Origin of the sequence: Salinicoccus roseus, assembly GCF_003814515.1 — a bacterium.
GTDB lineage: Bacteria > Bacillota > Bacilli > Staphylococcales > Salinicoccaceae > Salinicoccus > Salinicoccus roseus.
Genome location: NZ_RKQJ01000003.1, coordinates 236543 through 257868, shown reverse-complemented (window position 1 = coordinate 257868; position 21326 = coordinate 236543). Strand labels below are relative to the sequence as shown.

Below are 21326 nucleotides of genomic sequence, written 5' to 3'. Positions count from 1 at the left end.
TGGAATACATAACTTCAGGAAACAGATTAATAAAGAGAAAGCAGGGATGACTTTTGAGTGTAATTGAAGTATCAAATATGACCAAAGTGTTTGGACAATATGATGACAAAGTAAAGAACCTGCTTGAGGAAGGAAAGTCCAAGACAGAGATACTGTCAGAAACAGGCTCGACGGTGGCTGTAAAATCAGTGGATTTCTCGATCGATGAAGGGGAAGTCTTCGTCGTCATGGGACTCTCCGGAAGTGGGAAATCCACGCTCATCAGATTGATCAACCGTTTGATAGAGCCCTCCACAGGAACCATCACCATACATGGTCAGAATGTATCGGAAATGGGCAAAGAGGAATTGAGGGAATTCAGGAGAAAGAATTTCAGCATGGTCTTCCAGAATTTCGCACTCTTTCCCTTCAAGACTGTACTGGAAAATGCGGCATTCGGGCTGGAAGTCAAGGATGTTCCGAAATCGGAGCGTCTTGAAAAAGCACAGTCGGCACTTTCACTGGTCGGCCTCGACGGATACGAGCATCAATATCCTTCACAATTATCAGGGGGGATGCAGCAGCGTGTCGGTCTTGCCCGTGCGCTTGCGAATGACACGGACATCCTCTTGATGGATGAAGCCTTTTCAGCATTGGATCCCCTGATCAGAAAAGAAATGCAGCAGGAGCTCGTACATATACAGAAGGATATGAAGAAGACGATCATCTTCATCACCCACGACCTGGACGAAGCACTCAACATCGGGGACAAGATCGCTCTGATGAAGGATGGGGAAATCGCCCAGATCGGTACACCGGTGGATATCATCACATCGCCGGCGGATGATTACGTCAGGTCCTTCGTCAAGGACATAAATCATGCGAAAGTATTGCGGATCAAGCATCTGATGGATACGACGGGCGATGCTGCTGCATACAGCCCTGAAGATGCGATAGAATCCCACGAACTGCTTACTGAATCCTTCAATTACTTCAAAGAGGGTGCAGAAGTCATTGCAGTTAAAGAGGATGATAAGGTCGTCGGCACTTTAAGTTCCCGTGCCGTCTACAAAGTATTGGCTGAAGGAAGTGGGGTGGGAGCTGATGATTGAGAACTTGATGCCTAATTTCCCGGTGGATGATTGGGTTTCGGATTTCGTTTCCTGGCTGACGGATACATTCCAGTTCATATTCGATCCGATCGAGGTTGGACTCAGTTCCGTGATGAATTTCATCATCGACATACTGACGGCGATTCCTCCAGTCATATTCATACTCGCTGTAATGGTGCTTACCTTCTTCTTCATGAAGCGGACGATTACTGCACCCATACTTGTCGCTCTCGGTCTTCTGTTCATATATGACCAGGAACTCTGGGCCAACATGCTGAGCACATTGACACTGGTTCTGATCAGTGCGCTGATTTCAGTAGTACTCGGGGTTCCGCTTGGGATATTGATGTCCCGGAACGATCGTTTTGAAGCGGTCATGAAGCCTATTCTGGACTTTATGCAGACAATGCCTGCATTCGTATACCTGATACCTGCAGTTGCATTCTTCGGTATCGGCATGGTGCCGGGCGTGTTCGCTTCATTCATCTTCTCTGCACCGCCGACAATCAGATTGACGAACTTGGGCATCCGGCAGATCGACCCTGAATTGACTGAAGCAAGTGATGCATTCGGAACGACAGCGATGCAGAAGCTGTTGAAGGTTCAAATGCCGCTCGCCCAGCCTACTATAATGCAGGGGATAAACCAGACGATCATGCTTGCACTATCCATGGTGGTCATCGCCTCCATGATCGGGGCTCCAGGACTTGGAAGGGATGTATTGAGTGCACTACAGCGTGCAGACGTCGGTACCGGATTCGTTGCCGGACTCAGCATCGTCATCCTGGCCATCATCATTGACCGTTTCACCCAGGCACGAAGTGCCAAATGACTTCAGTAACAATTTTTAAAAATAAATTTATATGGAGGTATGGTTCATGAAGAAAATCTATTTGTTGCTCCTCGCTTCAATGACGGCAATTGTACTTGCTGCATGTGGCGGAGGCGGCGAAGAAGAGCAGACCGAAGAAGCCGGCAACGGTGAAGGCGGCTCTGAACTCGGACAGGAAACCATCGAAATCCCTTATGTTGAGTGGGATTCCGAAATCGCATCTACGCACGTGATCCAAAAGGTTCTTGAAACTGAAGGGTACGACGTGGAGATCACTCCGCTGGATAACGCAGTAATGTGGCAGTCCGTCGCATCAGGAGACACTGATGCAATGGTTTCAGCTTGGGTGCCACTGACTCACGGAGATTTGTACGATGAGCATGAGTCAAGCCTGGACGATCTGGGTCCAAACCTTGAAGGTGCAAAAATTGGCCTTGTCGTCCCTGAAGATTTCCCTGTAGATTCCATCGCAGACCTGTCCGATGAAGCTGGTCAGCAGGTCACTGGCATCGAACCGGGAGCCGGTGTCGTACAGGCAGCAGAAGACGCAGTCGAAACATACGATAACCTTGAAGGATGGGAAGTCCAGACTTCCTCTTCAGGAGCGATGGCAACTGAACTGGGTCAAGCAATTGACAATGGTGAAGAAATCATCGTGACTGGATGGACGCCACACTGGAAGTTCCAGACATATGACCTCAAATACCTCGAAGACCCGGAAGGTGTATTCGGCGAAGCTGAAACAATCAACACCTTGGCACGTGAAGGATTGGAAGAAGATGCACCACGCGCCTATGAAATTTTGGATAATTTCTATTGGGAAACTGGAGATATGGAAGAAGTAATGCTGGAAATCGAAGATGGTGCTGATCCATCAGAAGCTGCTCAAAATTGGATTGATGAGAATCAGGACACAATCGATGAGTGGCTGCAGGCAAGTGAATAAGTAAGAAGTATTAAGGGACCCTGGTCGATAAGACCAGGGTCCCTTAATCATATGGAAATAAATCTGGTTATCGGGGACAGGCATCTTTAACCAATATGGCAATCTTCCATTTCACTCAAGTGATCAAGTATTCCCTCCATTTTTGTGGCTCATCATGTCACTTTGCAATTTTTCTTTGCCTAATACTTTCTAGAACTATTTAATATAATCAAAGGATAGTTATTGATGTCCCAATGGTTCAAAGTGTGCATTGGAATAACATGGTAATATGATAAGGCCTCACAATCCTTAAGTTATATGGCGAGGTTTCCGTGGAAGAACTGGATATGGAATTCAGGCGCCTTCTGGAAGAAAAGAGAAAACTGCTTCGAGATGAAGGACATTAAATGATAGACTGGAGTCGGGAATAGTTACAACAATTTTTCTTTTAAGAAAGAGCAGGAAAATGGAGGGAAGGACATGCAAACCATGATTTTGAGCGTAGTGGCCATTCTATTGTTCACGGTGTTTATACTGATGAGTAAAATAGACAGGCTGGAAGGCCGTCTGAAGAATACACAGCAGATTCTGGAGCAGATTGCAGCGCAGTATGACATGCCTGAAAATCCAGTCAATGATGAACTGCGTCGTCTCATTAATGACGGCAAGGAAATTCAGGCAGTCAAGCGGGCCAGAGAAGCCCTCGGCCTCTCACTCATTGAAGGCAAGCAGTATGTCGACAGGCTGAAAAGCTGATTCGTCCAGGCTGCGTGATATAGGACCTCATTCTCATAGAAATCACTCTGAGTAGAGCCCCCTAAAAATCAGGCCCAGCTTGCGAAGCAAGCTGGGCCATTTTCTATTTCTTCATTTCTAGCGGGCACCACCGCCGCCACCGCCGCCGGCACCAGCGCCGCCGCCCATCCCGGTCGATCCTCCGCTGCCTGACGCGGCGGAAGAGTTGACGGAACTGAATCCGCCCTGACCAAGGCCTTTCGACCAGCTTTGCGCTGTCAGATGCGAACCGAAGTAGTAATGGATCATCACTGGATATGCTGTCTGATTCCCTTCATCCGGCGTCAGTTTGGAGAGGTGCTTCCTGACGTCATCGCCTTCGCCGACAAGCAGGCTCCAGATGATATGGGTCCTGTAGGTGTCATCATCTTCATAAATCCGGCGGTAATCCTCCTTCAGATAATTTTTATATTGGGAGAGCTGATCAAGCAGCTGATTCCCTTTTTCAGTCGGCGCCTCTATCGGTACCGTAATCCCCCACACTTTATCTTTTTCAAACTTGAAATAGCCATGCGCCTCGAGCCAGCGCTTTGAATACTCCACGATTTCATCGGCGACCGTGCCGACTTCCTTCGCATGCTGCTTCGACCATTTCCTCAATGCCTTTTCCCCGATGACACCTTCATCCGCAGTATCGAGCATCATCCTCCATAACAGCGGTTCATAGCTGCCTTCGAGATCATTCTCCTCCAGTTGTTCACTCACTTCCTTGAAGGAGTAGGAGTACCCTTTTATCAGTTTCTGATAGTCATGTATGATGATTTGCGGCCTCCCTTCATCAAGCTTCTGGCCGTCCTTCCGATCGATTTCAATCGTGATTCTGCCTTCATCCATCCATTTCATCAAGTATGCCTGGAATATATCTTCAAAGTAGCTCATATGCAGATGGTTGAATATATAGGAGAGGGCTGCGTAATCATCGATTTCAGGGGGTCTTTTTGTCTCATGCCCTTTATTCCTCCGCTTGATGTGGTGGGCTGAATCCACATGTCCGCCCTTCGTCTGTCGTCTGGAGTACTTTGTGAAGAAGGTGATGATGGCTGCGATTGCAGCACCGAACGCACCGGTGATTGCGGCGATGGTCCCGCCGCTGAGGCTGCCGTCATCGTAGATTGAGCCGTCCATGGCCGCTGCCGCCTCCTCTTCGAGTGTCCCGTCATCCGTTGCGTCCGTATTGAACGTTCCTTCAGGAAAATGCATCAGCAGCACGACATCATTGCCGCTCGTCAATGTCTCTCCGGCAGTCCAGCGGATGCCGTCCTCGACCGCAACGATGTCCCCTTCAAAGCCGAAACCCCAATAACGGATGTCTTCATCATTGAGCGGGACATCCGATGTCACATCCATTATGAAATTATCCGTCGGCAGCTCGGTGAATGTATCGAAGTTCCAGTAGAGTGACTGGCCGTCCTCCAGATTGCGCACCGCATTCTCCAGGGTGTAGTTCACGACATACGTCTGTTCACCGTAGTCGCCGATCCCCCAGACGAGCTCTGTCCCGTCATCGGTATCGATCATACCGTACCGGCCCGCCTTCTCTTCGAGGCCTGCATCCATATCCCAGTCCTCTTCTTCCGTAAAGCCTTCGACGGAGAAATCGGTGACTTCGACGCCGTTCATATCATCATCATCGAACACCATATAATTTTCCGTGCCCTCCGTCATATCGGCCTCCCGCGTCTCCGTCACTGTCACCGAACCGTCCGGATTGATCTCCACTTCCATATGCATATTGGTGATTTCGTTCGCCTCAGCGTCCATACTGAGCATCAGGACGGCTGCGAAAGTAACCCAAATTCCCAGAATGTATTTCATATTCCAACCCTCTTTCATTAGACCGATATTAAATGTCCTTCTTTCCATTATTCCACTTTATGCTAAAAAAATGAAATACTATCACATGGAGTTTACGGGGTTACAGATCCTGTTCCGTCTCATTTATTTATAGTTAATCAACCAGACCCTTTGAAAAGTTTTAATTGAAAGGTGTAATGCGGGGTGATTATGGAATCGGGGGTAGAACGGAAATATCCGGTTGGGAAGTATATGATACCGGTCATGGAAAAAATCCACATGGGAACGTCATTTCCTTTTATACTTAAGACATGAAGCAGCAGTGGAGGATGAAAAGGTCTATGAGCATTCACCAAGAAGGAGAGATGGGAATGAGTGAGGACTACAGGGTCGAGTTGACGTTGGATGAAGAACTGGATGAGAATCACATCGTCATTCAATGCCGGTCTCAAACGCTCGGGGCAAGGATATTGTCGCACCTGAACAGTTTGGCCAGTGACAGGAGGAGATTAGTGGTGAAACAGGCGGAGGAGTATGTGATGGTACAAAAATCGGAGATCATATTTGCTGAAGTGTATGGGAAAGAGCTGACATTGTACACGCAGGAGGAAGCACTGAAAACCTCGAAAACCCTCTCTTCACTGATGGGGGAACTATCGAAAGAAAAGTTCGTGCAAGTATCCAAATCCTCGGTGTTGAACATGGAGATGATCCAGCGGGTCGAGCCTTCTTTTTCCGGGAACCTGGTTGCAAGGATGGCGAATGGTATGAAGGTGAGCATCTCAAGGAGATACGTACCCCAGTTGAAAAGCATGCTTGGAATATAGGAGGGGAAATGATGACAATTTTAAATCTCATGAGATTTATCATGCGGGCGCTCATGATCGGAAGCTTCATCTACAGCGTCAATATTGCTTTCGGTCACGCATCACAAGGTAGTACAGAAGTAATCAGCGTGTGGATCGCTTCAGCTGCGATCGGCGCAGTCTCAGTGCTCTACACATTGAATGTTCCTGAAATGATTTGCGTATCGGCACAGGTGGCAGTCGGGCTGATCGGATTTACAGCAGCGGCGGTCTTCAATGGATGGATCGGAATGTCGACGGGTGAAATGATCGGATTTGCTTTGGTGACATTTGTTCTGATGATGATCATCATCGGGGTTCAATATATCTTTGCAATCCTTGATTCGAAGAAGATCAATGAGAGGCTGGACCGGAGCGAGTGATTCAGAGTTGGCATTTTGGACATTCATGATTTAAGTGTAAAGCGCACCCGGTTTTGACCGGATGCGCTTTATATGTGGCATATAAATATTTTTATTCGAGTGGACATGTGTTTTGATTTTATTATCTGTCCTTCCAACTTTATTATACACCATGTAAAAAGTAAATTACAGACTGCACCTGCAATGGAAATCGGTGTATATTATTCTCAGATTTAAAATACTATTGTTGGGAGTGTTGAAGATGACGGAGAAAATGCAAGATAAGGGACCGTTCTTCCATGGTACAAAAGGTGAGCTGGCCCTCGGGGACATGCTGAGTCCGGGCTTTGGATCGAACTTCAGGAGCAGGGGACTGAACCATATCTATTTCACTGCCACGCTGGATGCCGCCAAGTGGGGTGCAGAGCTTGCACAGGGCGAGGGTGCGGAAAGGATATATATCGTCGAACCGACCGGCCCATATGAGAATGACCCGAACCTTACGGATAAGCGTTTCCCCGGGAATCCCACCCGGTCCTACCGCTCGAAGTCGCCGCTTAAGGTTGTGGCGGAGCTGGGCCGTTGGGAACGGCACAGTGAAGCGGAGATCGACAGGATGCACGAAGGGCTTTCAAAACTCCGCGAAGCGGGAAAGGATATCATTGAAGACTGATGGCATCAGCTCCTGAGACGTACCATGTACATGTCATGGATGATCGACAGCTGCTGCTTGGCATCGGGGGTGGCCTCGAGTTCGAGGATATCGTTCATCAATGCAAGCTTTCTTGCAAACAGGCCGAAATTGTTGATCATGGTCATGATTTCATCCATCATCGATGCCCCTTGTGGCAGTGAACCGTCTGCCTGGCCCTCCTGTACGATATTTTTGACGATGAGGGCGATCTCTTTACGGATTTCAAAATATTTGGCGGCGGCAGTCTCATAATCCTCGATGTCACCGATGTTGGCGTCGAACCTGTCGATGAACTTTGCTTCATCTATGACATCGGGTGTCTTCAGACGGTTGTATTGATGAAAAATTGCCTCGATCTTTTCAAAGCCCGACAGCTTCTTTTCCTGTATAGCATGGAAGAATCCGAGTTCGCGTGAGAGGAGTTGCTCTGCAACTGCGATGATGACAAGTTCCTTCTTCGGAAAGTACCTGAAGAGTGTGGCGACTCCAATACCGGCCGCGTCAGCAATGTGCTGCATCTGTACAGTCTCCCAACTGTTTTTTGTGAACAGCCGTTCTGCCGAGTCGATTATGGTTTGATACCGCTTCTCCCTGTTGCTCTGCTGTTTTGACATGACATTCCCTCCTGTAATGTGACTATTATAATACATGTGCAATTGATAGCCCATCCCTGAATAAAGTAGTATAATAAAAATGATAGTTTAACTATCATTTTTTAGAGGAGGGTTATCATGAGAGGATTATCAAAAAAAGTCGCCATCATTACAGGTGGTGCGCGGGGCATGGGGGAATCCCACGTCCGCAGATTTATTGAAGAGGGTGCAAAAGTGGTGTTTACGGACATCAATACTTCAGCCGGGGAGGCACTTGCTGAAGAGCTTGGTGAAAATGCGGTATTCGTCGAGCACGATGTGACGGATGCAGACGGCTGGAAGACGGTCGTCGACCAGGCTGAGTCTGCTTTCGGACCGGTCAATGTGCTGGTCAACAACGCAGGCATCAGCATGAGCAAAACAATTTTTGAAATGACCGAAGCGGAATACAGGAAGATCATCGACATCAATCAGGTCTCCGTCTTCCTTGGAATAAAGGCTGTCCTGCCATCCATGCAGAAGGCGGAAGGTGGATCCATCGTGAACATCTCGTCCATGAATGGCATCGTCGGAGGTGCACCGGGCTATACCGACTCCAAATTCGCAGTCAGGGGGCTGACGAAAGCTGCGGCCATCCAGCTCGGCGGACTTGGCATCCGGGTCAATTCCGTCCATCCCGGTGTCATCGAAACACCGATGGTGTCAGAAGGCGATGCCGTCGAACAGATCCGGGAATTCGCCAAGCAGATTCCGATGAAGCGTACAGCGCAGTCGGAAGAGGTGACGAATATGGTGGCATTCCTCGCCAGTGATGAGGCCAGCTATTCCACCGGTTCCGAGTTCATCATCGATGGCGGTCTAACTGCAATGTAGAAAAGAAGCATCTGTCCTCAACTGGACAGATGCTTCTTTATTGGTATGAGAGGATTTGAAGCCAACATCGAATCGGCATCGACCCTAAATTATTTAAGCATAAACCGGCCATGGGACGGGTACAGTAGTAAGTGGAGAAACATAAAAGGAGGCGCACATTTCATGGTCATTAGACTGATATTCAGTGCCATCGTTCTGCTGCTGTTCACGGCTCTGTTCATGAAGAAACTGAGCAGGGAATCAAAAGAGCAGAGCAGGGTATCGAAGTGGAGCATCTTCTTCCTCGTGCTGGCAGCGGTGCTGTGGATTGCCCTGATTCTTACAATATTCGGCATGGCGATGTAGAATAAAGGGGAGCCGTATTTTCCTGGAAAGCATTTCTGAAATGCGGAGAGAAATGGCTGCTCCCTTTAACTTTGCCGGTACAGGTTGTCATGAAGGATACATACTACAGATGAGGGGGAGAATGAATGGATTTCAGAAGGGTGATTGAAGCAAATAGGGAAAGCTACATGGATGAACTTTTCGAAGTGCTGAATCAGAAGAGCATCAGTGCACAGAACGATGGCATCAGAGAGTGCGCTGAATTGATGATGGAGAAGCTGAAGAGTTCCGGCATCGGACATGTGGAACTGATGGAGACGGAGATACACCCCGTCGTCTATGGGGAGTACCATGTGTCAGATGATGCACCGACGATACTGATCTATGGGCACTATGACGTCCAACCGCCGGACCCGATCGGAGAATGGGAAAGCCCGCCCTTTGAGCCGACAATCCGTGACGGCAGGATATATGCACGCGGTGCCGGGGACAACAAGGGCCAGATCATGGCACAGATCATGGCCATCCGGACCTATCTTGAAGCGGAAGGCGAACTGCCGGTGAATGTAAAGTTCCTCATTGAAGGCGAGGAGGAGATCGGCAGTGTGAACCTTGATTCATTCGTGGCACAGCATAGGGAGAAGCTTGAAGCGGATCTCGTCTATACTTCCGATGGCCCGATGCTGCCGAATGGCCATCCCTATGTGCTCCTCGGCGTGAGGGGGATGCTGTATGTAGAGCTTGAGGCGCGTGAAGCGGACTTCGACAACCATTCCGGGAATAAAGGGAACATCGTACCGAACCCTGCATGGAAACTGATGGATCTCCTCCGTACGATGCGTGATGCGGATGGTCAGGTGCTGATCGAAGGATTCCACGACACCGTGAAGGCACCGACTGAACGCGAGATGGAACTGATTGAAAAGCTCCCATTCGACCTGGAAGAAGTGCGGCGGAACGTTGGACACACGGGCATCGAAATGACGAAGGCGGAGTACTATAGGAAGCTGTGCTTCGAGCCGACCTTCAACATCTCGGGCTTCACCAGCGGCTATGGCGGGGAAGGGGCGAAGACGATCATCCCTAAGGATGCCAAGGTGAAGATTGATATGCGCCTCATCATGGACCAGGATCCGGATGTCATTTTCGAACTGATCCGGGACCATGTCACGCGGCATGCGCCGGATGTCTCGGTGAAGAAGCTTGGACAGATGTCACCTTCCAGATCATCCGTAGACCTTCCATTCATCGAACCGATACGGAAGGCTGCCGAAGCGTCATTCGGGAAGGAGGCCTTCATCCAGCCGAGCATGGGCGGCAGCCTGCCTGATGCCGTATGGACGAAGGTGCTCGGAACCCCGTCGGTCGTCGTCCCATATGCGAATGTCGACGAGGCGAACCATTCACCGAATGAGAATCTGGTGGTCGAGCATTTCTACAGCGGGATTGAGACGACATGCCGGGTGATTGCTGAAATGAAGCACATCAAACTTTAAGTGAAGTGCGCTGGAGATTTCCAACACCCTTTGTTCATTAAATTCAATTTGTCATCGGCTGCCCGGCCGGCTGTTCGAGAAATGCCTGCAGCGCTTCGAACTGTGCCTTCGCGTCATTCCAGCCGAGTTCATATAGGGCTTCGAGCTTTTCCCTGCTGCGCTCGGTCCGGCCGACCTTGAGGCTCCTGCTCGGGCTGATGACGAATGCATTGCCGTCGCGTTCACGTTTGGAGACGTCATAGAGGGTTTCATTGTAGTGTCTGTATCGGACGCCGAGCTTTTCGTTGATGATGGGATGGTCCCTGTATTTGATGATCTTCGTCATCCGGCTCGGTTTCTTGAAGTAGCCTCGGGGCTTTGTGAGGATGACGACATTTTTCGGGAAGCCGTCCGATTCCGCTTTCCTGATCGGAATCGGGTCGGAGATGCCTCCATCGAGCAATTGCCGGCCACGGTAGTGGACACTCGAAGCCACGAATGGAAGCGAACTTGAAGCCCTGAGCAGTGTCGGAAGCGACTCTGCATCATAGTCCTGCTTCCTATAGTAGGCCGGTTCACCGGTCTCACAGTCCGTCGTGACGATGACGAACTCTTCTGGATTTCCGAGCAGCGTCCCGGTATCGAATGGAACGAGGGTGTTCGGAATCTCATCGAAGATGAAATCCATGCCGAAGAGCTCGCGTCTGCGGAGATAGTTGGAGAGGGAGATGTAGCGCTTGTCATCGATATAGTCCAAGTTGACGCGTCTGTTGCGTCCACGCTGCCTGGCCAGGTAGGATGCACCCATGCAGGCACCTGCAGATACACCGATGACATATGGAAAGTAGAGTTCCCGGCTCATGAAGTATTCTAGCACACCAGCGGTATATAGACCCCGCATGCCGCCGCCTTCAAGCACCAGTCCTGTGTCTGTCATAATTCACACCTTCAGTCCTTTTAAATGTAGATATCATATAATAAATCCATTCTAGCAGAATTCGGGTCTACGTGTAAGGCGGACGGACTGTGGGAAAACCTTCATATGTTAGAATTTGTCTAAGGGATTTTAGGAGGGGAAAAGCATGCCGGAATTGAATAAGACTTCTTTGCTTCTCGGACTGGTATGGGTGGTCCTGTCATTCATCGCTGTGAGGACTCTCCTCATGGAATGGCTCCAGACGATGCCGGTGGTCACCATCGCAATAATCATTATAGGTCCTGCGATGCTGATCAAGGCTTTGTTTGAGAATATACTCAAATATGACTTCTTCAACAAGGACTACAAGAAGGGGAAGAAGCGGAAGGCTAAGCGGGGAAGAGACGAATGAATATTAAGAACGCCGCATCTGATTCAGATGCGGCGTTTGTCATACCATGGAATTCTAGAATGCCGCTGTCCAGCCGCCATCGACTGTGAGCACTGTGCCGTTGACGAAGCTTGAATCCTCTGAGCCCAGGAAAAGCGCTGCTTCAGCAACCTCTTCAGGCTGACCGGTGCGCGGTGACAGGCCGTGCGTCATGCCGGCACGCTGCATGCCGAAGTCGCTGACGTCCTTCATGCTGGAACCGATATTGGTCTCGATTGCGCCCGGTGCAATGCCGTTGACCCGGATGCCGTTCTTCGCGTACATAAATCCTGTGTTCTTCGTGAGTGCCACCACGGCATGCTTGGATGCGCCATAGGCGACGCCCGCATGTGCACCATTCAGTCCGCCGGTGGAGATGGTGTTGACTATGACGCCTTCCTTCTCGTTCTCCATCCAGTAGTTCACCGCCTTGCGCATTGCACGCATGACACCCTTCGTATTGACATCGAAGATCTGGTCCCACTTCTCGTCGGTGATTTCACCGACCGGCTCGAAGCCGTCCATGATGCCTGCATTGTTGACGAGGATGTCCAGTTCTCCATATTCACTGATTGCCGTATCGACTATCTTCTCCACCTGATCCTTGTCCGAGACATTGACGCTGACCGCTTTCGCAATACCCCCTTCATCAATGATTTCGGCCGTGACCGCTTCAGCCCCCTCCATATTGAAGTCGGCGACGATCACCTTTGCGCCTTCCTTTGCATAGAGCTTCGCAATCGATCTGCCCATTCCTGAGGCTGCACCTGTGACAATCGCGACTTTACCTTCCAGTTTTGCCATTCATATCTCTCCTTACGAATAATTGGATTACATACTTCCATTTTATTCCTTCTAATAAAATCTGCAAGCGATTACACTCGCAACGCAAATTTCCATATTTGCTGTCATGTTTAACAAAGCCGTGCACGGGTATCCAAATGTTGACCGTGATTTGAAGCATGTTGCTGACATGGTCAATCAATTGAAACGGTAACCACTAAATAAAACAAATGAACTACGGAGGGATTATTATGCGTAAGATCGAAACATTCAATACTGAACAGGAAGCAGTCAGCAGAATCGATCAGCTTAAGACCGAAGGCGTAGACGAAAATCAAATTACAATCGTATCCAATCGTGACCTTGAAGCCGGTGGCGCATTCGGCGACTATTCCGGTGTAAACGTCAAGAGTTCCGAAGGCAGTGCATGGGATAAAGTCGTGTCATTCTTCACAGGTGATGCGCCTGAAGACCAGGCAGTAAACAATATGAATCTGACAGCTGCAGAAGAGCAGGAATACAGGGAAGCACTTGATGCAGATAAGATTCTCCTTTATGTAGACGGCACTTCAACAGTTGAAGGCCAAGGCACAGGCGTTGCAGGCGGACCGGCAGCAGGTGCTGCAGGTGCACGTGCAGACCGTGACTTAGATGACAGGGATCTCAACGACAGAGACCGTGCCGATAGGAATGTTACTACAGACGAAGAGTCACTCAAGCTCCATGAAGAGCGGCTGAACGTCGACAAGGAGAACGTCAAGACCGGCGAAGTCAACATCGACAAGCATACTGAAACAGAGCGTCAGGAATTCGATGTTCCGGTAGAGCGTGAAGAAGTTACAGTAGAGCGGCGTCCTGTAGATGGCGACCGTCCAGTCCGTGATGGCGAAATCGGTGATGACAATGATTCCATCAGGGTACCGGTCAATGAAGAACGCGTCAATGTAAATAAAGAAGACGTCGTTTCTGAAGAAGTCGTCGTCAAGAAGGATAAAGTCAGAGATACTGAACATGTCTCCGAAGATGTCCGTCGTGAAGATGTCGATATCGATGAGAATACGACCGGCCGTACCAGAGATGGTGTCGGCAGGGACGGTCTCAGAGATGACGATGAAACATTGAGGGACAGCCTGAGGGATGACGCGAGAAGAGACGATAAACTATAATAGTGCATTCCACATTTAATGCCGACCCGGGTTTCCGGGCCGGCATTTTTTTAACTGTATATGGCGATGATTTCAATTTCAATACCAGTTGACCGCATCTTGATGGGTGACAGGATTCCGGAGTCGGGAAGCCTTTTTTCAACTGCTTTTAATGTGCCGGCATTGAGTGTGACGAAATCCTTCAGAGGGTCGAACAGCGTGAAGTGCGTCTCATGGGTCCTTCTGACCTTGGCCAGGACGATGTTATCCTCCGACAGCTCCTCCAGTTCATTCTCCTCAATCAGCAGGCAGTCCTTATGAAGTTTGCTGAAGATGACCGTGCCCATGTCATCATTATAGACGGGCAGTCTGATCTTATCGAAGTCGAACACCATGTTGAACAGTTCGACATCATCGGATGTCCTGCCCATGAATCCGGCCTGCTCCAACTCCGCCTTCATCCGTTTCGTCATTTCATACATATCGAATGACTCATGTATCTTGAGGGGGAGAGTGGCCCGGAAGATCATCCGTCGGCTCAGGTCTTCGATCTGATGGAAGATGGGTTCCGTCTCGAAATCGACGAAGAAGTCGTTATCCACAAGGCTGTGTTCAAGGTTGATGAGTTTTGATGCCGGGTTATTGATGACTTCCCCCTTTATGACGGAAGATTTTCCGAGGCCCACATGTGTATCATTGAATCCCAACTGAGCCCCTTTGTCGGTCTGCGATTCGATTTCGTTGAATTGTACCGCCCGGCCGGCATTGGCGAATGTATAGTAGGTGTCATATAGATTTTCGTTAAAATATATCAGGTTATAGAACATGTCCCAACCTCCAATGGTGTGGGGTGCGTGGATATGATGACAGTCTGTTCTGCCGATCATCACTGCACCCCGATATTTTCAATGTCACCCGAACGTATACCCATTATATCACGAACATACGTTCGATTAAATGGTGATGTAGAAAATAGGAAGGTGTTATAATGGATACATATCATGAAGGGAGTGCTGCACATGGATTTTGATGCCGTCATGGAGGAACTTGAAGGTCTGGGAAAAGAACGCACGAAGAAGATGTATATATCGAACGGGGCGAAGGAACCTGTCTTCGGTGTGGCAACGGGTGCCATGAAGCCGATGGCGAAGAAGATAAAAACCAATCAGGTACTTGCTGAGGAATTGTATGCGACGGAAAACTATGATGCCATGTATTTCGCAGGCATCATTGCAGATCCGAAAGCGATGACACGTGCGGATTATGACCGTTGGATCGAAGATGCCTATTTCTACATGCTTTCGGATTACGTGGTGGCGGTCACCTTATCCGAGTCCGACATCGCCGAGGAGGTTGCCGATGGATGGATCGACAGTGGGGAAGAACTGAAGATGTCGGCCGGGTGGAGCTGCTACTGCTGGCTGCTCGGCAGCCGGAAGGATGATGCGTTCGAAACCGGCAAGATATCCGGGATGCTCGACAAGGTTGAAGCGGACATTCATTCAGCCCCCGAGCGGACGAAGGCTTCCATGAACAACTTCATCTATACCGTCGCGACATCTTTCCTGCCGCTGCATGACAAGGCGGTCGAAACCGCCGGAAGAGTGGGGAAGATCGAAATTAGAAGGGAAAACAAAAAACCTGCCATACTGGATGCCCATGGGAACATCCAGAAGCAGGTCGACAAGGATCGGATCGGCTTCAAAAGGAAGTATGTAAGGTGTTGATCAGATTGCGGGTGTCCAGTAGTACAGTACGGCCACAATCAGCATGATGATCGGTATCGCTGGAAGCAGGTTCGCCACCCGGATGTTCAGGATGCCGAGGAGCCTCAGGCCGATGGCAATGATCATGACGCCGCCTGCACCGGTGATTTCGATGATGAACTGATCCATCAGGTCCGGTGGGATGAAGCGGTCGATCTGGGCGGCGAATATCGTGATGGAACTCTGGAACAGGAATACCGGAACAGCGGAGAAGATGATGCCGATGCCGAGTGCCGAAGTCAGGAAGATGGACATGATGCCATCGATCAGCGACTTCGTAAAGAGCACCGTATGGTCGCCACGGAGGCCGCTGTCAAGGGCACCGACGATGCCGACGGCACCGACTACATAGACTAGGGTGGCCGTGACGAAAGCCGCCGCGACACCGCCTTCCTTTGCCCCGGTCTTCGTCTCGAGCCATATACCGAAGCGGTTCATCCGCTCCTCGATGTGCCATCTCTCCCCGAGCATTGCACCGAGTGCGATGCTGATCACAACGATGATGATCCGATTGCTTTCCAGAGCCATGTCGATGCCGAGGACGATGACTGTGATCGAGAGCCCCTGGATGATGGTGGTCTTCATATCTTCATTGATGTTGCGCCAGAACAGGCCGATGAAGCTGCCCGCGATGATCGCCAGGGCGTTGACCGCAGTACCGAGAAGTGACAACATTGACTTTCCTCATTTCTGTGATGTACGCCATCAGATGGTATGAAATACTCTGATGACTTTTGATTAGTATAATGATATTACTGGATCGGGCGGTTGTCAAAGGGGGATCAGCAGATCCTCCGGCGGTTTGGGGAAGTTTATGATGCTCTGAAGAGGGAAAAATGGAAACATCATAAAAAACGTTCAAGGAGGCAACTATAAATGGCTAAAACCATCATGATTACAGGTGCGGGTTCCGGACTCGGGAAGGGGACGGCGCTCGGATTGGCAAAAGAGGGACATAAGGTCATCGCCGCTGTAGAGATTCATCCGCAGATCACCGGCCTGAAGGAAGCGGCGGAAAAAGCCGGGGTGGACCTTGAAATCTTCAAGATGGACATCACAAACCCGGATGACCGGGAACGGATGAAGCGCTATGACTATGATGTATTCGTCGCGAATGCTGCAGTCAATGAAGGCGGCCCGATATGGGAAGTGCCGATGTCGGCGCTGAGGCAGCTGTTCGAGGTGAACGTCTTCAGTACGCTTGAAACAGCCCGTATCGCAGCAGAGCACTTCGTTGAAAAGCGTCAGGGCAAGATCGTCTTCATGTCCTCGATGGCCGGGACGATGGCTTCTGCCTATAAGGGACTCTATGCATCATCCAAGCATGCCGTAGAAGCCATCGCCAAATCGCTGAGGCAGGAGATGGAAGCATTCAATGTGCAGGTTGCGACGATCAACCCGGGACCATTCGATACCGGGTTCAATGACCGCGCCGTGGAAGAAAAGTGGGAATGGTTCGACTCGGAAAAGCACCATACTTCCGTTGAAAACCTGAAGGAGAGCGAGCAGGGACTCGACCAGCAGTATGATCCGCAGATGATGATCGACAAGATGGTGGAGGTCATTCCGAAGGACCACCACAAGTTCCGTACCGCATATCCTGAAGATACTGCCGAGAACATGCGCAAGGAAGAACAGGACAACTGGGATATCGAGATATAAAGAAACAGGGTGCAGCACCAAACGGTGCCGCACCCTGTTTTACTGTAATCTATACAAATGAACTGCCAAGTACGCTGTTCACATCATTTACTACAACGAATGCTTCTTCATCATACTTTTGGATCAGACGCTTGAGGCGTGTCAACTTGGATTTATTGATGACGACATAAAGGATGTCGTTCTCTTCCCTGGAGTAGAATCCTTTACCATTCATCATTGTGACGCCCCAGCCGATTTCACTGTTGATCAGCTTGCCGAGCATCTCCGGATTTTTGGAGATGATGGTGATGGCCTTCTTCGGATTCATACCTTCTATCATGAAGTCCATGACCTTCACGTTGATGTACATGGCTACAACGGTGAGCAGCACCTGCTCGATTGTAAGTACCGTCAGGCCGAGTGTGATTACCATGAGGTCGAATATCAATACGGCGTTGGTGATCTTCACATCCAGATACTTGTGGGCGATCCTGCCGAGTATCGCAGAACCTGCTGTGGTTGCGCCGATTCGGATGACGAGCCCATTGCCGAGTCCGAGGAACAGGCCGCCGAATATCACATTGAGCATCACTTCGTTCGTCTGTACTACCCATGATTCCGTAATGCCGAGGAATACGGACATCATGACTACTGCAAATATCGTATAGTACATCCCGCGTCTTGAGAGGAATCTGAACCCAATAATAAGCAGCAGGCCGTTCAATACGAGTGTGGAGATGGCCGGAGAAATGTCAAACGCATACAGGATTATGATGGCCAGTCCCGATACGCCTCCGTCCCCGAGATTCCCTGGAATCATGAATAGATTCACACCGATGGAAAAGAGGAAGGCCCCCAATATGACAGCCAGGATATTCATCCATGTCTGCATTGTAAATGCTGGCGCCAGGCCGGCTTTCACCTTCTCAAAGTTTGTTCTTTCCAGTCTATTTTTGATTATCATCATAACCCTCCTTGTATGTCGCTTGATTAGCTTCGATTCATAATACTAGAAAATCATGACAAATTACAATGCCTTTATATATAGTCCTAATTTACAGAATTTTAACGCTGTATCCCTTGGCATGACTGGAGTTTGATACGCCTGGGGGTAAGCGCTTCCCAAACCGGTTATTGAATAGTGACAAAGTTGTGACAGTACGTAATATGGTTGATGAAGAGGGGATTTTCACATGGCTGATGCCGGGTTCCAGGAAGGCGATGATTGGTGCCGGGTGCTGAACGGCTGGAAAAATGATAGGATGTCATCATTCGAACAGATAGGAGGAGACCCATGGAAATTGCCATGTTCATCATGATCATACTGATCGCTTCCATATTGCAGACGAGTACAGGGTTCGGCTTCTCGATATTGGCGACACCCTTTCTGCTGCTGATATTCGAACCTGCTGAAGCGATTCAGATCAATCTGGTCCTGTCCCTCGTCATTTCAGCTGCATTGATCCGGACCATCAGGCAGGACATCGACTATCCGGTACTCAGGCGTTTCATATCAGGCAGTGTCATCGGCCTTTTCATCGGAATAGGCATCTTTCTGATTGCGGACATCGATGGATTGAAGTGTGTCATCGGCATCATCATCCTTACATTGACGCTGCTTCTGCTCTTCAAGTTCCGTATAGCGAGGAAGAGGGGCAGGGATTTCTTCGCGGGAGGCATCGCAGGCTCCCTTACGACCAGCATCGGCATGCCTGGACCACCGCTGCTTCTGTACTTCTCAGGGACAGACAGCCTGAAGGAGAAGGTGAGGGGGACGACGCTCGCATTCTATCTCTTCATCTATGCAGTGAGCCTTCTCATCCAGGTCGTCTTTGCCGGTACCGGACCAGTCGTATGGACCGCAAGCCTATGGGGGCTGCCCCTGGTTTTTATTGGACTGTATATAGGCCAGATGCTCTTCAGATACATCATCCTGGCGGCTACAGGCATCTATCTCCTTCTCGATAGTTTCGGGATGCTTTAAAGGAGGGCGGAATAGAGCGGCCGAAGGCAAAAAACTGCCCCGGATCTGTAAGGACAGAACCGGGGTAGTCTTATTCGATATGCTTTTAAGTGATGTTTATTGCGCAGTGAAGCCACCGTCGACGGTCAGCGTATTTCCTGTCATGAAGCTGGAATCATCTGAAGCGAGGAACAGTGCCGCTTTGGCCATTTCCTCGGACTGGCCGAGACGGCCCATTGGTGTGATCTCGGAAAGTGTTTTCTTCTGGTCTTCCGGAATGATCGGCGTGTCGATGAAGCCCGGGCACAGTGCGTTGACCCGGATGTTCTTCGCTGCATATTCGACACCGAGGGAGCGTGTGAGGTTGATGACGCCGCCTTTGGCTGCATTGTATGCTGCAGAGCCCGGCGCACCGATCCAGCCATACATTGAAGCGGTGTTGACGATGATGCCCCCGCCCTGCTCAAGGAAGCGCTTGATGGCATGCTGTGCGAACAGGAATACGGCATCCAGATCGACATTCACGGTCTTGCGGTATTCGGCATAAGGCACTTCATGCGTCGGTTTCACCGCTCCGATTCCTGCGTTGTTGAAGAGGATGTCCACGCGGCCGAATTTCTTGATTGTCTTATTGAATACATTTTCTGCATCCGCTTCGCTCGTCACATCCGCTCTGATGAAGATGGCTTCATGACCGTTGGATGTATACTCTGAAGCAACCTCCTGGCCCTTCTCTTCATCCATGTCGACGAGTATGAGCTTGGCGCCTTCGGCTGCGAACAGATCTGCAGACGCCTTCCCGATGCCTGAAATTCCACCTGTAATGATCGTTACTTTGTCCTGTAGTTTACCCATGATTGACCTCCTATAATTTTTATTCATATTAAACATGACGCTGAATGATTGAAAACTGTCCAGTCCATGAAGTTTTATATGCACACCCTTCAATGGAGAGTGCAGACATTTGATTACACCTTCATTATATCAATATGTGAAATAATTATCAATTTAATTCAATTTTGAAGTAATATCTATATGCTATCCATTGAAGCCGAATGGTTACTGGTCGGGTGCCAAAAGGAATCACCATACAGAAAAGGCATCCATTCATCTGGGAATGGATGCCTTCTTGGATCTGCGGTCCTTTAATCTATTCGACAGGGGACAGTTCGCTCTCCGTCACCCATTTATGGTTCTGTACTTCTTCACCGGTATTGGTGGTCGTGAAGTCGACCATATAGACGGTGGTCTGTTCTGCGGAATCTATCGTCGCAACGGCACCTTCCATGCCCTCCATATGTGTGGCTTCCATGGTCACTTCGTCACCCGGCTGCAATGGTGTGGCGCCAGGGTCGACCAGTTCCTCATGAATGACCCATTTATGGTCTTCGACCATTTCGCCACCTGTCGTCGGCATATAGGACACAGTGTAGACAGTTGTATCGAATGCACCGGAAATTGTTGCTTCAGCGCCGTCCATGCCCTGCATATGATCTGCAGTGATGCGTGCTGTGCTTCCTACTTCATATGTAGGATTCACCGCTTCTTTCAAGTCTCCAGGAACTTCACCGGAACTCGACATCTCTTCAGCGGAATGGTTCATGTGTCCGCCCGAATGTGATTCAGGTTCCATATTCATATGTCCATCAGAGTGGGGCCCGGACTGCTTATTGTATTGGTGCAGTCTTTCTTTCAGCTCTTCCTTTGTCAGGCCATTGATGTAGTTCGTCATCTCCCCGTCTGGACCGAGTTCATAGTAGTAGTGGCTGCGATCACCATTATAAGGATAACCCAATTTACCTTCCAATTCCTCTTCGGTCAATCCGTCAATGTACTGTGTCTTGTCTCCATTCGCATCCACTTCGTAATAATGGTAGCTTCCATCCTCATGCGGGGAAGCCTCCATACCTCCAGCTTCTGCTGCACCTGTGCCGAGGCCCAGAGTTAATGTAAAGATCATGGCACCGGATAAAGAAATCCTTTGATATCGTCTCATGCGTCATTCCTCCATTTTCTGTGATAGTAAAAAGCTACCCCCGGAATGTGCAGTTTATGTGCATATATGGTGAAATTTGTATG

The 21326-nt window shown here is 49.6% G+C and carries 24 protein-coding genes; 15 read left to right on the top strand and 9 right to left on the bottom strand.

Translation table 11 applies throughout. The features are described from left to right. Window positions 1-53 precede the first annotated feature (53 nt). The 4 genes from EDC33_RS10490 (at window position 54) to EDC33_RS10475 (ending at window position 3604) form a co-directional block, all read left to right on the top strand. Window positions 54-1091 (top strand): quaternary amine ABC transporter ATP-binding protein, encoded by a 1038-nt coding sequence (locus EDC33_RS10490; RefSeq protein WP_271400628.1) that lies wholly within the window; start codon window positions 54-56, stop codon window positions 1089-1091. After that, window positions 1087-1923: an ABC transporter permease gene (locus EDC33_RS10485; protein ID WP_040105906.1), complete on the top strand. Its 837-nt coding sequence runs from the start codon at window positions 1087-1089 to the stop codon at window positions 1921-1923. The genes EDC33_RS10490 and EDC33_RS10485 overlap by 5 nt, the downstream gene beginning before the upstream one ends. 46 nt (window positions 1924-1969) lie before the next feature. After that, on the top strand, window positions 1970-2869 hold the full coding sequence (locus EDC33_RS10480) for a glycine betaine ABC transporter substrate-binding protein (protein ID WP_229716728.1): 900 nt from the start codon (window positions 1970-1972) through the stop codon (window positions 2867-2869). Between the two features lie 459 nt (window positions 2870-3328). After that, entirely contained in the window at window positions 3329-3604 is a 276-nt protein-coding gene (locus EDC33_RS10475) for a hypothetical protein (RefSeq protein ID WP_124011138.1), read from the top strand. 117 nt (window positions 3605-3721) lie between these two features. Here EDC33_RS10475 and EDC33_RS10470 read toward each other — a convergent pair whose 3' ends face one another. Next, complete coding sequence (locus EDC33_RS10470; RefSeq protein ID WP_170156407.1) at window positions 3722-5458, bottom strand: DUF2207 domain-containing protein; 1737 nt, start codon at window positions 5456-5458, stop codon at window positions 3722-3724. Between the two features lie 320 nt (window positions 5459-5778). Here EDC33_RS10470 and EDC33_RS10465 point away from each other — a divergent pair, with 320 nt between their 5' ends. From EDC33_RS10465 to arr, 3 genes are all read left to right on the top strand, one after another. Next, a complete protein-coding gene (locus tag EDC33_RS10465) occupies window positions 5779-6264 on the top strand; it encodes a LytTR family DNA-binding domain-containing protein (RefSeq protein ID WP_170156406.1) in 486 nt (161 codons plus the stop codon). An 11-nt stretch (window positions 6265-6275) separates the two neighbouring features. Beyond that, complete coding sequence (locus EDC33_RS10460; RefSeq protein ID WP_170156405.1) at window positions 6276-6665, top strand: DUF3021 family protein; 390 nt, start codon at window positions 6276-6278, stop codon at window positions 6663-6665. A 241-nt stretch (window positions 6666-6906) separates the two neighbouring features. After that, entirely contained in the window at window positions 6907-7317 is a 411-nt protein-coding gene (gene arr, locus EDC33_RS10455; RefSeq protein WP_124011134.1) for an NAD(+)--rifampin ADP-ribosyltransferase, read from the top strand. Window positions 7318-7322: 5 nt separating this feature from the next. Here arr and EDC33_RS10450 read toward each other — a convergent pair whose 3' ends face one another. Then, on the bottom strand, window positions 7323-7952 hold the full coding sequence (locus EDC33_RS10450) for a TetR/AcrR family transcriptional regulator (RefSeq protein ID WP_170156404.1): 630 nt from the start codon (window positions 7950-7952) through the stop codon (window positions 7323-7325). A gap of 117 nt (window positions 7953-8069) precedes the next feature. On the opposite strand from EDC33_RS10450, the gene EDC33_RS10445 reads away from it, so the two are divergent. The 3 genes from EDC33_RS10445 to EDC33_RS10435 all read left to right on the top strand — a co-directional run bounded on the left by EDC33_RS10445 (window position 8070) and on the right by EDC33_RS10435 (window position 10624). Next, window positions 8070-8804, top strand: a complete 735-nt coding sequence (locus EDC33_RS10445) for a glucose 1-dehydrogenase (RefSeq protein ID WP_124011132.1) — start codon at window positions 8070-8072, stop codon at window positions 8802-8804. Between the two features lie 162 nt (window positions 8805-8966). Then, window positions 8967-9149 (top strand): hypothetical protein, encoded by a 183-nt coding sequence (locus EDC33_RS10440; RefSeq protein WP_124011131.1) that lies wholly within the window; start codon window positions 8967-8969, stop codon window positions 9147-9149. Between the two features lie 125 nt (window positions 9150-9274). Beyond that, window positions 9275-10624 (top strand): M20/M25/M40 family metallo-hydrolase, encoded by a 1350-nt coding sequence (locus tag EDC33_RS10435; protein WP_124011130.1) that lies wholly within the window; start codon window positions 9275-9277, stop codon window positions 10622-10624. Between the two features lie 43 nt (window positions 10625-10667). On the opposite strand, the gene EDC33_RS10430 is transcribed toward EDC33_RS10435, so the two are convergent. After that, window positions 10668-11540 carry a patatin-like phospholipase family protein gene (locus tag EDC33_RS10430; RefSeq protein WP_124011129.1) on the bottom strand — a complete coding sequence of 291 codons (873 nt, stop codon included), beginning with the start codon at window positions 11538-11540 and terminating at the stop codon, window positions 10668-10670. 145 nt (window positions 11541-11685) lie between these two features. On the opposite strand from EDC33_RS10430, the gene EDC33_RS10425 reads away from it, so the two are divergent. Beyond that, the gene (locus EDC33_RS10425; RefSeq protein WP_124011128.1) at window positions 11686-11931 is read left to right on the top strand and encodes a hypothetical protein; all 246 of its coding nucleotides are present in this window, start codon (window positions 11686-11688) and stop codon (window positions 11929-11931) included. Between the two features lie 54 nt (window positions 11932-11985). Here EDC33_RS10425 and EDC33_RS10420 read toward each other — a convergent pair whose 3' ends face one another. Then, window positions 11986-12753: an SDR family oxidoreductase gene (locus EDC33_RS10420; RefSeq protein WP_124011127.1), complete on the bottom strand. Its 768-nt coding sequence runs from the start codon at window positions 12751-12753 to the stop codon at window positions 11986-11988. 230 nt (window positions 12754-12983) lie between these two features. Between EDC33_RS10420 and EDC33_RS10415 the strand changes: the two genes are divergently transcribed. Continuing rightward, the gene (locus tag EDC33_RS10415) at window positions 12984-13898 is read left to right on the top strand and encodes a DUF2382 domain-containing protein (protein ID WP_124011126.1); all 915 of its coding nucleotides are present in this window, start codon (window positions 12984-12986) and stop codon (window positions 13896-13898) included. Window positions 13899-13948: 50 nt separating this feature from the next. Here the strand turns inward: EDC33_RS10415 and EDC33_RS10410 are convergent, their stop codons facing one another. After that, window positions 13949-14704 carry a hypothetical protein gene (locus EDC33_RS10410; protein ID WP_124011125.1) on the bottom strand — a complete coding sequence of 252 codons (756 nt, stop codon included), beginning with the start codon at window positions 14702-14704 and terminating at the stop codon, window positions 13949-13951. Between the two features lie 192 nt (window positions 14705-14896). On the opposite strand from EDC33_RS10410, the gene EDC33_RS10405 reads away from it, so the two are divergent. Continuing rightward, entirely contained in the window at window positions 14897-15604 is a 708-nt protein-coding gene (locus tag EDC33_RS10405; protein ID WP_124011222.1) for a DNA alkylation repair protein, read from the top strand. Here the strand turns inward: EDC33_RS10405 and EDC33_RS10400 are convergent, their stop codons facing one another. Beyond that, on the bottom strand, window positions 15605-16318 hold the full coding sequence (locus EDC33_RS10400; protein WP_308809866.1) for a DUF554 domain-containing protein: 714 nt from the start codon (window positions 16316-16318) through the stop codon (window positions 15605-15607). A 201-nt stretch (window positions 16319-16519) separates the two neighbouring features. Here EDC33_RS10400 and EDC33_RS10395 point away from each other — a divergent pair, with 201 nt between their 5' ends. Then, on the top strand, window positions 16520-17305 hold the full coding sequence (locus tag EDC33_RS10395; RefSeq protein ID WP_124011124.1) for an SDR family oxidoreductase: 786 nt from the start codon (window positions 16520-16522) through the stop codon (window positions 17303-17305). Window positions 17306-17354: 49 nt separating this feature from the next. Here the strand turns inward: EDC33_RS10395 and EDC33_RS10390 are convergent, their stop codons facing one another. Continuing rightward, window positions 17355-18248 carry a YitT family protein gene (locus tag EDC33_RS10390; RefSeq protein WP_094906884.1) on the bottom strand — a complete coding sequence of 298 codons (894 nt, stop codon included), beginning with the start codon at window positions 18246-18248 and terminating at the stop codon, window positions 17355-17357. A gap of 330 nt (window positions 18249-18578) precedes the next feature. On the opposite strand from EDC33_RS10390, the gene EDC33_RS10385 reads away from it, so the two are divergent. Next, window positions 18579-19268 (top strand): sulfite exporter TauE/SafE family protein, encoded by a 690-nt coding sequence (locus tag EDC33_RS10385; protein ID WP_124011123.1) that lies wholly within the window; start codon window positions 18579-18581, stop codon window positions 19266-19268. Between the two features lie 96 nt (window positions 19269-19364). Here the strand turns inward: EDC33_RS10385 and EDC33_RS10380 are convergent, their stop codons facing one another. After that, the gene (locus tag EDC33_RS10380) at window positions 19365-20102 is read right to left on the bottom strand and encodes an SDR family NAD(P)-dependent oxidoreductase (RefSeq protein WP_124011122.1); all 738 of its coding nucleotides are present in this window, start codon (window positions 20100-20102) and stop codon (window positions 19365-19367) included. Between the two features lie 295 nt (window positions 20103-20397). Next, entirely contained in the window at window positions 20398-20979 is a 582-nt protein-coding gene (locus EDC33_RS10375) for a YdhK family protein (protein WP_124011220.1), read from the bottom strand. Window positions 20980-21326: the final 347 nt, after the last annotated feature.